At 71.3% G+C, this 13,525-nt stretch carries 4 protein-coding genes and 1 riboswitch; of the genes, 2 read left to right on the top strand and 2 right to left on the bottom strand.

The window, feature by feature from the left end; all coding sequences use genetic code 11:
- The first annotated feature begins 198 nt into the window (after nt 1-198).
- Complete coding sequence (locus ADL08_RS20855; RefSeq protein ID WP_053645195.1) at nt 199-858, top strand: MSMEG_1061 family FMN-dependent PPOX-type flavoprotein; 660 nt, start codon at nt 199-201, stop codon at nt 856-858.
- A gap of 359 nt (nt 859-1,217) precedes the next feature.
- Here ADL08_RS20855 and ADL08_RS20860 read toward each other — a convergent pair whose 3' ends face one another.
- Both ADL08_RS20860 and ADL08_RS20865 read right to left on the bottom strand, forming a co-directional pair.
- The gene (locus ADL08_RS20860; protein WP_107092071.1) at nt 1,218-1,676 is read right to left on the bottom strand and encodes an SMI1/KNR4 family protein; all 459 of its coding nucleotides are present in this window, start codon (nt 1,674-1,676) and stop codon (nt 1,218-1,220) included.
- A 77-nt stretch (nt 1,677-1,753) separates the two neighbouring features.
- Nucleotides 1,754-12,238 (bottom strand): LamG-like jellyroll fold domain-containing protein, encoded by a 10,485-nt coding sequence (locus ADL08_RS20865; RefSeq protein ID WP_234352213.1) that lies wholly within the window; start codon nt 12,236-12,238, stop codon nt 1,754-1,756.
- A 556-nt stretch (nt 12,239-12,794) separates the two neighbouring features.
- Nucleotides 12,795-12,867: riboswitch (cobalamin riboswitch) on the top strand.
- A gap of 161 nt (nt 12,868-13,028) precedes the next feature.
- Between ADL08_RS20865 and ADL08_RS20870 the strand changes: the two genes are divergently transcribed.
- Nucleotides 13,029-13,517, top strand: coding sequence for a DUF4430 domain-containing protein (locus ADL08_RS20870; RefSeq protein WP_053645197.1), 489 nt, complete (start codon nt 13,029-13,031; stop codon nt 13,515-13,517).
- The last annotated feature ends 8 nt before the right edge of the window (nt 13,518-13,525 follow it).

A 13,525-nucleotide genomic window follows, 5' to 3' on the forward strand; every position in this document is an offset into this window, starting at 1 on the left:
GTCGCCCAGCTCATCCACGCCCACCCCACGCAGAACGAGGCACTCGGCGAGGCCCACCTGGCCCTGGCCGGCAAGCCCCTGCACTCCCACGACTGACGCCCGCACGCACGACGGCGCCCCCGCCCCGCACCGGGACGGGGGCGCCCCCGCACCCACCGGCCGGGATCGGCCGAGGACCGGCGTACTAGGGTCGGCGGCATGACCACACCCCTTGTCGGCAGTGCCTTCGACTCGCTCCGCCTCGACGCCGTGCCCGACCAGGAGGCGCTGCGCCGGGTCTACGAACTGCCCAAGGAAGCGGCCGTCCGGAAGGAGATGACCGAACTGACCGATCAGACCAAGCAGTTGATCGGCTGCTCCTCGCTGGTCCTGGTCGCCAGTGTGGACGCCGAGGGCAACTGCGACGTGTCCCCGCGCGGCGGCCCCGCCGGGTTCGTCGCCGTCCTGGACGCGCGAACCGTGGCGATACCGGACGCGACCGGCAACAAGCGCCTGGACACCCTGCGGAACGTCGTCGCCACCGGACGGGCCGGGCTGCTGTTCGTCGTTCCCGGACGCACCACGACGCTCCGGGTGAACGGCCGGGCCTGCGTCTCCACCCGCCCGGAACTGCTGTCACGACTGACCGCCGTGGGCAAGCCGCCGGCCGGCGCACTGGTGGTGGGGATCGAGGAGGTCTACCCGCACTGCCCCAAGTCGCTCCTGCGCGGCGGCGCCTGGAAGCCGGAGCAGTGGCTCCCGGCGGACGCCCAGCCGACCTCGGCCGAGGTGACCCTGGCCCAGCTGCGGATGCCGGAGCTGACGATCGCCGACATCGAGCGGGCGGAGGCGGATTCGCTGAAGTACCGGTACGAGTGACGCACCGGTCCCGCGACCGCCGGACCACCGGCCCGCCGGACCACCGGCCCCACACGTCTCAAGGTCGGTCCCGGGCCCGGTGCGCGGGTTGGCGAAGCGGGTGGTCTCCGAGGCGAGCGCGAAGCCGTCCGCCGTCCCGACGACGGCCTCCCGGAGCCCGAGGACGTCCAGGACCGAGGTGCGAACCGTACGCGGGGGCCCTCCGCGGCGAGAGGACGCTTTCGGTGAGCGACCCACCGCGCGGAGGTTCCTCCGCAAGAGCGAGGCCCCGACTCACGGAGGAGTCGGGGCCTCGCAGCGATCAGAGGGCCGGTTCACCCTCTGCGGTTAGCCGGTCAGTCGGTCAGCCGGTCAGCCGGTCAGTCGGTGAAGACGTGGACGCGGGGACGGGCGCTGGGCACGTCACGCGGGAGCCCCCGTCGCTCGACGGTGCCGTCGATCAGGCCGACCAGAAAGGCGATCAGCCCTCCCTCGAACTCCCACCAGTCTCCGTTGCGTCCTCCCACGACCACGGGCCACCGGTCCCCGTCGTCCGCCGTCACCTTCCAGAAGAAGGTGTCCCCGGACAGGGACGTCCCCCAGGGCAGGAGGCCGTTCTCGGCCGGATGAGGCGCGTAGCCGCCGCTCAGGTCGTCACCGCTCTCGTACAAGTCCCCGAGGATCTCCAGCTCCTCGCGGATCTCATCGACGAACCCCTCCTCCAGGCCGGGCACAGGAGCGAACACCCGGAGGAATCCGTCCAGCTCGATCGCGGGATACGCGAGGACGAACTCCCGGTAGTCGGACGGCAGGCGAACACCCAGCAGGCGGTCGATCATTTCGATGTCGACCGGCCTGGGACCTTCCGGCTTGGAGTCCTCAAGGCCGGGAACGACAGCTTCCAGACTTTCGATTCTCAACACGTTGTCTGCCAATCGGGGGTGTTTTGGATGACCGTATCGAACAACGGACCTTCCTTTGTGCGCGCCATCATGCGGATCGCATCCACGCCGCCGGGCCCGTTCCCCGGAATGATCTGGCCCGAATATTGCACCGGGTTCTGCGCCCTGAGCTGCTGCTCCATCTTGATTTCACAGCGCCGCATACCGCTCTTGTTCATCCGCGCGTAGCCGGTGAAGAGGTTTTCTTCCTTCCAGGCACCACCGACCTTGTCGCCGATGATGTGCGTGCGGTCGTAAATCGTACCGCGCCCACTCGGCTTCCTGTTTCCGTCGGAATCCGGGAATCCGTGGACGTCCACGGCACCACCGTCGTCGCGCTCCGCGCCGAGCGGCTTGAGGTCGCTCGGGCAGAGCAGTGCGGATGCGCCGGTCGCCCGCCCGTTCTGGAGGGGCTGGTAGTGGAACCGCTGCTCCTTCGATGCGCCGCAGGGGTTGTTGTCCCACCCCTGCCCGCCCTCACGGAACTCGTCGGCGGCGGGGTCGACCTGCGTGCCCGCCGCGTCGTTCGGCACGAACTGGGCGTCCCCGAGAAGCAGCGCCAGCAGGCTGCTCGCGTCGAAGGTCGCCTGCCAACCGTCGATCCGCGTCCATTCCGCCGCGCGGACCGCGTCCATCGCGACTTCGGGCTTGCGGTTCGGAACGACGACCGGCGGCGGTGCCCACGGGGTGATGTTGACGTCGACGCCGTCGTCGTCGACGGAGGACGGACCGGGGAAGTTGCCCCAGCTCGTGCGGCACCAGGAACGGCATCCGCCGCCGCCACCGCTGCCGGAGCTGCTGCCCTTCTTCGGCGGCGCGCCCTTCTTCCCTCCGCCGCACACGGCCAGCCACGGGTTGCGCTGGCAGTAGGTGCTCTTCGGCTGGGTCTGCGCCTGGGGCTGCGGCTGCTTCTTCCGCTGGTCCCGCATGTACCTCTTCTCGTCCCAGATGTCGAAGGGGCGAGGGCGGGGCTGCGGGTTCCAGCGGTCCTTCTGCTTGTCGTCCCGGCGCCAGTCCCAGTCCGTGTCGGTGTTCCAGTCGGCCTTGATCGCCGTATCGGCTGCCGCTCCGACCGCCACGGCGGCGGTCAGGGCGACGGCCACCTTCCACGCCGGGATGGCGAGGAACCAGACGAAGTGACCGTTCGGGTCCGTGCCGTTGAGCGGACTCGCGTTCGCGTAGGTGTAGCGGTTGGACTGGACCGACGGGTTCGGGTCGAGCTGCCAGGTGTCGCGGCTCGTGAAACCGCCGATGCCCGGCTGGTACCAGCGGGAGGCCATGTTGACCTCGCCGGTGGAGCTGTCCGTCCACCCGGACTGGTAGCCCACGGCCGGGTTGCCGCCGCTGGAGGCGGTGACGTTGCCGAACGGGTCGTAGGCACGCGACGACGCCACCGACTTGCCGTCCGGTGTCAGGCCGGCCACCAGGTCGGTGTGCCGGTCGGCGACGGTCAGGCGCGCCGAGCCCGCGGTGCCGGAGGCGGCACTGGCGAGCAGGGCTCCCCCGGGATCGCGGCTGTAGGTCGTCGTGCCGTCCTTGACCAGGTCGTTGGAGCCGCCGTCATAGGCGAACGACGCGCCGTTGTGGGTCATGACCCGGTCGAGCGAGTCGTACGTGAAGGTGCTCGTGCCGTTGGTGACCGTGCGCTCGAACGCGTCCGATCCGATCTGTCGGGTGACGCCTCCCTCGGTCACCGACTTCTCGGTGCCGCGGGCGCTGTAGGAGAAGGTCTGGGCTCCCCACGTCTCCAGCCGGTTGCGGGAGTCGTAGGTCGCGGTGATGTCCCCCTTCCTGGTCAGGTTCCCGGACTTGTCCCACTCGTACGGGGTGGTGGTGCCGCCCGCGGCCATCGAGATCATGCGGCCGGACTTGTCGTAGGCGTAGGTCTGCTCGCCCGCGCCCGCGGTGCCCGCCGTGGTCTTCTTCACCAGCAGGTCGGCCTGGTCGTACTCGTACGCCATGCTCTCGACCTCGGCACCGGTGTCGGTACGGGTCACCGCGTCCTTGGTCATCCGGCCGAGGCCGTCGTACGCGTACGAGCGCTTCGCGCCGACCGTGTACTGGCCTCCCCCGGTCGGCCTGGCGAACTCCCGCAGGGTCGGGCGGCCCGCGGCGTCGTAGTCGCTGCGGACCTGCGTGCCGGTCAGCGGGTCGGTCGTGGTGTCGAGCCGGCCGGCCTGGTCGTAGGAGAAGGCCGTCACGCCGGCGGCGTCCGTGCGGGAGGTCATGCGACCGTCCGCGTCGTACGCGTAGGACGCGCTCCCGCCGGGACCGTCGGCCGTCAGCAGCTGACCGCGGTCGTTGTACGTGTACGCGTTGCCGGCGAGGACCCCGTCCCCGCCCGCGCCGGTCAGACGGCCGGCGAGGTCGTACGACAGGGTGCGGGGCCGGGTGGCCACGGCGGTGCCGGACCCGGTCTCACCGGTCGGCCGGCCCAGGGCGTCGTACGTCTTCTGACGCTTGACGTTGCCCGGCAGCAGCTCGGTGACGAGCCGGCCGGCCGCGTCGTAGACGTTCGTCCAGGTGCGGACGTCCGCGGTCCAGTGCTGGCTGGTGGCCGGTTCGATCGTGGCCTCGGGCAGCCCCCAGGTGTTGAAGGTGTAGTAGGTCGCCTTTCCGCGGCCGTCGGTGAGGCGCGTGCGGTTGCCCGCGGCGTCGTAGCCGAAGGTCGTCGTGATCGAGTCCGTCGCGGTGACCGGCTCGACCTGCTTGGTCATCCGGCCGACGGCGTCGTAGGTGTGGGTACGGCGCGCGCCGGTGGGCGAGACGGACGCGGTGACGTTACCGTCCGCGTCGTACTCGGTGGCGGTCGACCGCAGGGCGGTCGCGCCCGTGCCGTAGTCCGTCGACGAGGTCGGGTTGCCGAGGACGTCGTAGGCCGTGACCGTTCTGCGGCCGGTGGCGTCCTTGGACTCGGTCAGGCGTCCGAGGCCGTCGTAGGAGGCCCGGGTGACGCCTCCGAGGGGGTCGGTGACCGTGAGCACCTGGCCCGCCGTGTCGTAGGACGCGGTGGTCCGGAGGCCTCCCGGAGTGACCGAGACGGTCCGGTTGTCCGCGTCGTCCCACGTGTAGCGGGAGACGAGGTTCTGGAGCGCGGGCCTGCGTTCGACGGTGGTGGCCGTGAGCCGGCGGCCCAGTTGGTCGTAGGTGGACTCGGTGCGTGCTCCTGTCGGGTCGGTCGCGGAGAGCGGCAGACCGGTCGGGGTCCAGGTGTAGGTGGAGACACCGCGGCCGGACAGGTCCGTGGACGTGCCGCCGAAGGTCGTGGCACCGGGGGCCCGGAGGCCCTGCGCGCCGGTGACCGCGGGGTCGGTCCTGCGGGTCGGGTTGCCCAGCTGGTCGTAGGCGTAGTGGGTCGTACGGCCCAGCGGGTCGGTCGTGGAGGCCGTGTTGCCGAGCTGGTCGTACGTGGTCCGCGTGATGGCCGTGACGGCCGTCGTCGCGCCCGGCGGGGTGTAGTCGGGCAGCGTGACCGCCGTCGGGCGGCCCAGCTTGTCGGTCTCCAGGCGGGTCACCAGACCGCGCGGGTCACGCGCCTCGGTGGCCTCGCCGAAGGTGTTGTAGCCCGTGGCCGCCTTCGGCGTGGCCGCCGTGGCCGCACCGCCGTTCTCCTCGACCTGGACCTGCGGCGCCGTCGTCTCGACCAGGCGGCCGAGCACGTCGTAGCGGCTGATCGAGGTGTGGCCACGGGGAGTGACCTGCGTCAGGGCGAGGCCCCGCTGGTCGAACGTCGCCGACGAGGTGCGGGTGCCGGTGCCGTCGGTGACGGTCGACTTCTTCGGGTTGCCGGCCGCGTCGTACTCGGTGGTCGAGGTGAGCTTCCTGCCGGATCCGTCGATCGACTGCGTCTGCTCGGTGACCCGGTCGTCGCCGTCGTAGGCGAGGGTGGTGACCCGGTTGAGGCCGTTCGGATCGAAGGCCGACCGCGTCGGGCGGCCCGTGGCGTCCACGGTCCTGACGGTCGTACGACCGCCGCTCGCCGTCTGCGAGGTGACGTTGCCCGCACCGTCGTAGACCAGCGACTCCCGCAGGACGTCCCGCCGGGAACCGTCCGCCTGCGTCACCTGCTTCGCCGTCGTCGTGGCGCTCAGGCCGTCGTCGAAGTAGGTGAACGCCGTCGTGGCCCCCAGGGCGTCCGTCGTCGAGGCCAGGCGGCCCGCCGGGTCGTACGCGTGGGAGACCATGACCAGGTCACGGGTCTGACCGGACGGGTCGCCCGTCCAGTCCTTCAGCACCGACTCGGCCAACTGCCCGCGCCTGGTGAACGCGTGCGTGACGACGTTGCCCGCGGGGTCCGTCTCGCGGACCACCCGGCCCAGCGCGTCGTGGCCGAAGGTCGATTCGTTGCCCGCCGCGTCCGTCACGCTCTCGTTGAGGCCGGCGGCGTCGTACCGGTAGGTCGTGGTGCGGGCGGCGTCGCCGCCGGTGGTGTCCTGTACGGACTCGGTGAGCAGCCGCCCGTCCGCGTCGTAGGTACGGCCGACCCTGGCGGTGTGCGTGACACCGGTGATCTCGTTCTTCACTCCCGGCCCGGTCTCCGACGAGACGCGGGACATCGCGTTGTAGGTGTACGTCGTGGTCACGCCGTCCGGAGTGGCGTCGGAGACCTGGGTCTCGGTCAGCTTCCGGCCGAGGCCGTCGTACGTGTACGAGGTGACGAGCCCGGACGGGGACGTGGACCTGGCCAGGTCGCCGCTCGCGAAGTACGCGTACGAGACGGTCGCGCCGCCGGTGCTCTTCTTGGTGGCGACCAGGCCCTTGGGAGTCGCTCCGCCGCCCACCGCGGGCTCGGCGCCCGTGGTGTAGGTGGTCGACGCCTTGCGGCCGTCCGGCAGGGTGACCGTGTCGGTCAGGCCGAGGGCGGTGTACGAGGTGGTCGTGCGGAACCGGTCGTCCGCCGGCCCGGAGGAACGGCCGTCGCGCACGGCGGTCTGCTTGCCGTTGCGCGGGTCCAGCTTGTCGGCCTCGTTGTAGTGGTGCTCCGCGAACGAGGTCCAGCAGGAGTTCGCGTCCCGGCAGGTCGTCGTGGAGACGGTGTTGCCGCGCTCGTCGTGACCGGTCACGACCGAGTGGCCGTTGGGATCGGTGACGGTGTGCAGGAAGCCGCCGGTGTCGTACGCGTACGTGGTGACGCCGCCGTCCGCGTTCGTCGACGCGACCCGGCGCTGGCCGCGGACCGCGTCGAAGGTGCTGGACGTCTTCGCGCCCGCCGGGTCGGTGACCGTCACCGTGGACGTGAGCGCGGAGACCGACGACGACGCGCGGGCCTCGTACTGCGCCGCCACCTCGTCGGCGGAGAGGCCGCGGCGGAAGACCGCGGCCTCGTCGAGCGCTCCGGTGAAGTAGCTGACGTTGCCGGGGGCGGAGGGCCAGAACTTGGCGAAGCCCGCGCCGAGGAACGTCCGGCTGTTGCCCTGGTGGCCGACCGGGGCGGCGGACTTCGTCGCGACCTGCGCGCCGTCCAGGTAGAGCGTCTGGGTGCCGCCCCTGGCCGTGATGGCGGCGTGGTGCCACTGGTTGTCGGTCACGGTGCCGGGCGACGCGTTGGAGGCCGTCACGCCGGCGGAGTAGTACTCGCCGTGCAGCTTGCCGTCGGCGCCGACGTACAGGACCGGGGTCCAGCTGCCGCTCGCGTCGGCGGCTCCCGCGACGGGTGCCGACTGGTCGGAGAGGATGACACCGGGCTTGTCGGTGCGGAACCACACGCTGGCGGAGACGTCCGTGGTGGCGGTTCCGACCGGCGGCAGCTCGGCGAAGCCGTCACCGCCGAACTGCACCGCGGAGCCGTCACCGGGGCCGAACGCGCCGGTGGTCCCGAGGGCCGCCCTGGTGTACGTGCCGGTGCCGTCGACGGACGCCACCCGGCTCTTCACGGTGGTGCCGGTGCTCTCGTCCAGGCGCCAGTAGCCCGCGGGACGGGCGGCCGTCACGACGCCGCGGTACTGGTCACCGCTGCCGCTGACCGCCTTGCCGCGGGCCTTGTAGTGGTCGGCGACCGTCTGGGCGTCGAGCTCCTCGGCGTAGAACGCGGCCTCGTCGAGCCGGCCGTCGAAGTAGCGGGTGGCACGGGCCTGTCCGTCCCACTCCTCGCTGGAGTAGCCGGCGCCGAGATAGGCGTGGACCAGGGTCTCGGGCTTGACGGCACCGGCCTTGGAGCCGATCTCGGCGCCGTCGAGGTAGAGCGACTGCCCGGTGGGTCCGCCGGTGATGACGACGTGGTGCCACTTGTTGTCGGTGACCTTCACGCCGCCCATGACCGGCCAGCCCGCGGACGGGCCGTCCCACAGGTGACCGCGCAGCCTGCCCTCGCCGTCGACGAGGAGACTCGCGTTCCACATCGTCGGAACGGTGCCGAGCTCGGCGTTCTGCAGACCCAGCAGGACACCGTTGGGCTTGTCGGTCCTGAACCACAGCTCCACCGAGAGCGAGGTGGCGTCGCTGAGGGACTCGGACGGGACGGAGACGACGCCCTTCGAACCGTCGAGGGTGATCGCGGCGTCGTCGCCGTCGAGGAAGGCCCCGACACCGCCGAGGGTGACACCGTCACGGTAGGAGCCGTTGCCACCGGCGGATATCTCGTCGGCCGCGGCCGCGCCGCCGCCGTCGCCCAGGCGCCAGTAGTTCACCGGAGCCGAGGCGTGCACGGCGTCCGCGTACGCCTGGGAACCCGACGCGTAGCGGGGCGCGGAGATCTGCCACGCACCGCCGTTCCCGTCGGTCACCTCGGTGGCGCGCCCGGTGTCGCCGTCGTACCAGGCCGTACCACCGGTCCGGCCCGAGGGCAGGGTCACCTTGGACAGCTTCGAGGTCCCGGTGCGGGCCGCGTAGTGCGCGCGGACCGACCCGGCGTCCAGGGCGCGGTGGTAGACCGCGACCTCGTCCATCGACCCCTTGAAGAAGCGGTTGCCGGTGGCGGCGATTCCGTCCCAGCTGCTGTTTCCGTAGCCCACGCCGAGGTAGGCGTGGGACTTCCCGGCGTGACCGACCGGGCCGGCCAGCGTCCCGACGGCCGTGCCGTCGAGGTAGAGCGTCTGGTTCGTCGCGGTGCTCGTGAGCACCGCGTGGTGCCAGACGTTGTCGTTCACCGCGGTAGCGGAGGTGATGGGCACCAGGCCGCCGTCCGCCTTCTCGAACGCCCCGCGGAGCCTGCCCGCGGCGTCGACGGCGAGCACCGGGTTGTAGCGGACCGGAGCGGTCGGCCCGACCGGCGCGTCCTGGAAGCCGACGAGCGCGCCGCCGGCCTTGTCGGTCTTGAACCACACCTCGACCGACAGGACGGTGGACGACGCGAGGGTCGACTCCGGGAGCTCCACGTAGGAGCTGGTGCCGTCGAAGGACGCCGAACCGTTGCCCGTGCCCGCGAGGACGCCGGCGCCGGAGAGGGTGACGTCGCGGTAGCGCCCGGCGTTCATGCCGGTGCGGGAGACCGCCTCGCTCTGCGCGAGCGACCCCTCGGCCTCGTTCAGCCGCCAGTACGCGACCGGGTTGGCGTCCTGCACCATGCTCCGGTAGTGCGACCCGCCGGTGTACTCGTAGACCGTGCAGGCGGTCGTGGACGCCGGCGGGCAGACCTTCGTCAGCAGGTCGCCCTGGTAGGTGTACGACCAGACGAGGGCCGGCGCGGACGGTCCGACGGCGTCGGTGGAGACGGACGCGACGTGCGCACCGCTCCACGTGAACGTCAACGACCGCTTCGACACGGCGTCGGTGGCCCTGGTCAGCCTGCCGCCCGTGTAGGTCAGCGACTGCTCGCGGTCGTGGCCGTCCTTGACCCTGGTCAGGAGACCGGTCGCGTCGAAGGTGTAGAGGGCCGCGTTCGCGTCCCGCAGGGTCCAGCCCCCGCCGGTGACGGCGGTCAGCAGACCCATCGAGCCGGACGGCGCGCTGTAGGTGCCGTCGTTGTTCCTGCCGAAGCGGACCTGGCTGCCGGTCGCGAGGGTGACCACGACGCTGCCGTCGGGTTCGGCCGTCGCCCGCATGTCCCAGCGGGTGGCCCAGCCGGCACCGAAGGCGCTGGTCGTGCGCGGGTCCTGGGAGTTGTACGTCCGCGTGACCGCGAGCTCGGGGCCGACCACGGGCACGGCGGTGTCCGTGGCGGAGGTGGCGTAGTTGCCGGAGCGCTCGCCGAAGCCGCGACCGCTGTCACCGCCGCCCAGGTGGGAGGTGATGACGGGCTGCGGGACCTGGGTGGTCAGGATCGACGGTGCGGTGCGCGCCGACTGGTCCTTGCCGTCGTTGGCGTACGCGTACCAGGCGTAGGTCTTCGCCCACGAGAGCCAGTCGCCCGGAACCGTCCAGCTCTCCGACGCCGCGTGCGTGTTGCCCCGGCAGTTCTTCCGGAGGTCCTTGCCCTCGACCTCACAGATCTCGAACTGGTACGTCAGCGGGCCCGGGGACTTGTCCACGTCGGTGGCCCGGGCCCACAGCGTCGGGGTGCGGGTGTCGACGACGGTGCCGCTCGGCGGGGCCGCGGAGGTGAGGTACGGCGGCACGTTGACCGCGTCGAACCTGACCGCCGGGCCGGGTACGCCCGCCGCGGTGAAGGAGCTGACGCCGTACTCGTCCATCGTCCACACGAGCGTGTAGGTCGCGGGGGCCAGCGGAGCGATCTTGGCGTCGAGCGTCACCGAGGCGCCCGGTGCGACGTCGTGGGGCATGGGCGTCCACCGGATCTTGCTCCAGTAGTCGCCGCCCACCTGGTTGCCGTTGGCGTCGTACAGGTCGTAGCGCAGCTTGTAGTTGCTGTTCTTGCCCCAGGTCTGCTGGCCCTGGTTCGTGACCGTGACCTTGAAGGTGCCCTCGGTGGTCGCCGTCATCGGCTGGACGAATCCGCCGAGGCCGTAGGTGGCCCCGTACTTCGTCCACGTGACGTCGAGGCTGGGCTTTCCGGTGGCCTCGTCCTCGGAGTGGAACTTCTTCCAGCTCTTGGAGTCGGAGGTGGACGCCTTCACGGCCAGGCCGTAGTTCGGCTTGCGGCCGTGCGTCCAGTCGTCGACGAGCTGCCGGCCCTCGGCCCCGAGGGGAACGGCCTCCCAGGCGGGAGCGCAGGCCCAGTTGGAGGCACCTTCCGGGAGCCAGCCGTGCGCGAAGGACTTCGAGCCCAGGGCCGGGCCGGTGGCCGGGCCGGGGTACGTCTTGGTGGTGCTCTCCGCCCAGTTCGACGTCACCGCGTGGACCGTCACCGGGCGCGCGGTGCACGAGGACGACCACGAGTTGAACAGCGCCAACCTGGCGTCGACGACCCACGCGTTCTTGAGGGTGTTCTCCAGACCGCCGAACTTCAGGAAGCTCGCGGCCTTGTGACCGCCCGCGTCGTACGTGCCCGCCTTGAGCACCTTGTCGCTGGAGAAGTTCTGGTTGTAGGGCGACTCGACGTAGGTGTCGGAGGTCGCGGTGGCGCTCTCGACCGAGGGGTCGACCTTCACCGGGAAGACGCGCTCGGGGGCGGACAGCCACTGCCTGTCCAGCGAGACGACGAGCACCTGGCGGTCGCCCCGGCCTTCGAGGCGGTAGGTCACGCCCGAGGAGATGACGCCCTCGTCGGAGTGGGGCGCCTTCGCGGAGTCCTCCATCCAGCCCGGCGGCATCCCCGCCCGCCGGCGGCCGGAGGCGTCCACGAAGGAGACGCCGCCGTGGCCGTCGAGCTCTGCGGTCAGTCCGTCCAGCGCCAGCGGGAAGCGCCATTCGGACGGCGCCTGCGCGTTCTTCAGGACCAGCGTCTCCTTGACGGAGTCACTGCCCGCGACGAGTTCCAGATCCGCGGAGGGCCGGATCTCGGGGTAGGTGATGACGCTGCCGGTGACACGTCCCCGGGAGCGGGCCGCGCCGTCGACCGCGTAGCCGATGGAGGCGTTCCCGCCGGCCGCGAGGCGCACCAGGACGTCGGCGTCCGCGTACTCGGCGAAGGAGACCGCGTCCTCGGTCGAGCGGGTTTCCCAGCCCGGTCCGGAGGTGCCGGTCATCGTCCGCGGGCCGGAGTCCTCGGCACGCGCCAGCCGCGTGTCGATGTTCTTCCACGTGCCGTCGGCGGCCTTGAAGTTGACCGGCTCGTTGTAGAAGCGCGTGGTGAAGGTGCCGTCCTCGTTGCGGAACGTACGACCCCGCTCGGTGCGCTTCTCCGGAAGCTCGGTGCTGGCCTTGGCGTCGAAACCCTTCGGGGCTTCGGTCTGGGGCGCCGGCACCTTGGTGTAGGGCGGCTTCGCCGGCGGCTCGGGTGCGTCACCGAGCCGGAGGGCGGAGGTACCCGAGTCCGGCGCGAGCTCGCCCGGTGCCTTCAGGGCGCCTCCGCGGCCGCCGGCCGCGGAGGCGTCGGTGGCGTCGCCGGTCGCGCTGTGCCCGCGTCCGCGGGCCGATCCCCAGCCCTGCTCGGGCAGTTCGCCGGCGCCCGGGCCGGCCTTGGCGGCGACCTGGCGGGCCACCGCCAGCGCGGCCCGCTCCGTACCTGCCAGAACAGCCATCATGAATGCCACTAGGAGTACCAGTGGTCGAGCTCTTCGCACGGAATTCCCCCACATAGATGATCAGTGGGGTTTTCCTATACTCCGCACAGCTCGCACACAAAATTCGGCCGAAGAGGGACCAGGACCCGGTGGCCGACAGCTCACCGCAACCTTCGCCCAGACGGGCGCTTAACATGTCAATTCGCCTCTACAGGCGGGGATTTGAGTGAGCCACCTCACGCCGAAACGGTTGCCGTGCGGCATCTTTTCGGCCTCCGCCCTCTCCGGTCCCTACGGCGCGGTCACGGCGGCGATCGGCGCCCTCAAGGCCCGCTGCACGGCGGGGCGCTGGGGTCCGGACGGAGGATCATGGGTTTCGGCCACCGAGTCGACGTGGGGATCCCGCCGACCGGGAGGGCGGCATCGCCGCCGAACGAACCGCGGAAGCGGGTGACGCCCGCGGGTCCGCCCGGCCCCGGCCCGGGCCGACGACGGCCTCTGGTCACCGCGCTGACGCGACCGTACTATTCGTCTGCCCGGCCCGCCCGGGCGAACAACTGAATGGTCGCGTGACCTGGGGGAAGCCGGTGGGAACCCGGCGCTGACCTGCAACCGTGTGGGGCGCTTCCGCGCCCCGAGTCGGACAACCCAGCACGCGGTCGTCCCGCTTCCCACTGTCATGGTCTGCAGCGCGAAGCCCCGAGCCGTCGGCCTGCCGGCAGCCGTTCCCGCCCTGCCGGAGCGGCCGTCGCGCGAGGCGATACGGCGTACAGGGCCGTGCTGCGCACTCGTCCTGTACGAAAGGCAACGCATGCGCCCGAACCTCGTACGTCACGCCCTCGTCACCACGGCCGCCCTGGGCCTCGCGCTCACCACGGCGCCGACCGTCGCCCACGCCAAGCCCCTTCCGCACACCAACGCCCCGGTGAAGGTCGGCCTCACGGTGCAGGGCCCGAACGGACTGCTGTTCAAGGGCAAGATCAAGACCAAGGGGCACGACGTGACCACGGTCACCGGCGGAACCCACAAGTGCGACGGCACCAACGGCTCGGCCAACCCGAGCGCCGTGCCCACCCCGACCGCCGCCCTGGACGACGCCGCCAAGAAGAAGCACTTCACCTGGGACGGCACCTGGTACGCCTCGTTCGACGACTTCTCCGTCGACACGATCAAGAACGTCAGTGGCGGTGGCTCGGCCTACTGGAGCATCTCCGTCAACGGCACCCCCACCCCGGTCGGCGGCTGCCAGTTCAAGCTGAACGCCGGCGACCAGGTGGCCTTCACCTGGACCGCGTTCTAGCGGCCGGG

It is taken from the genome of Streptomyces sp. NRRL F-6492, assembly GCF_001280125.1.
Taxonomy (GTDB): domain Bacteria; phylum Actinomycetota; class Actinomycetes; order Streptomycetales; family Streptomycetaceae; genus Streptomyces.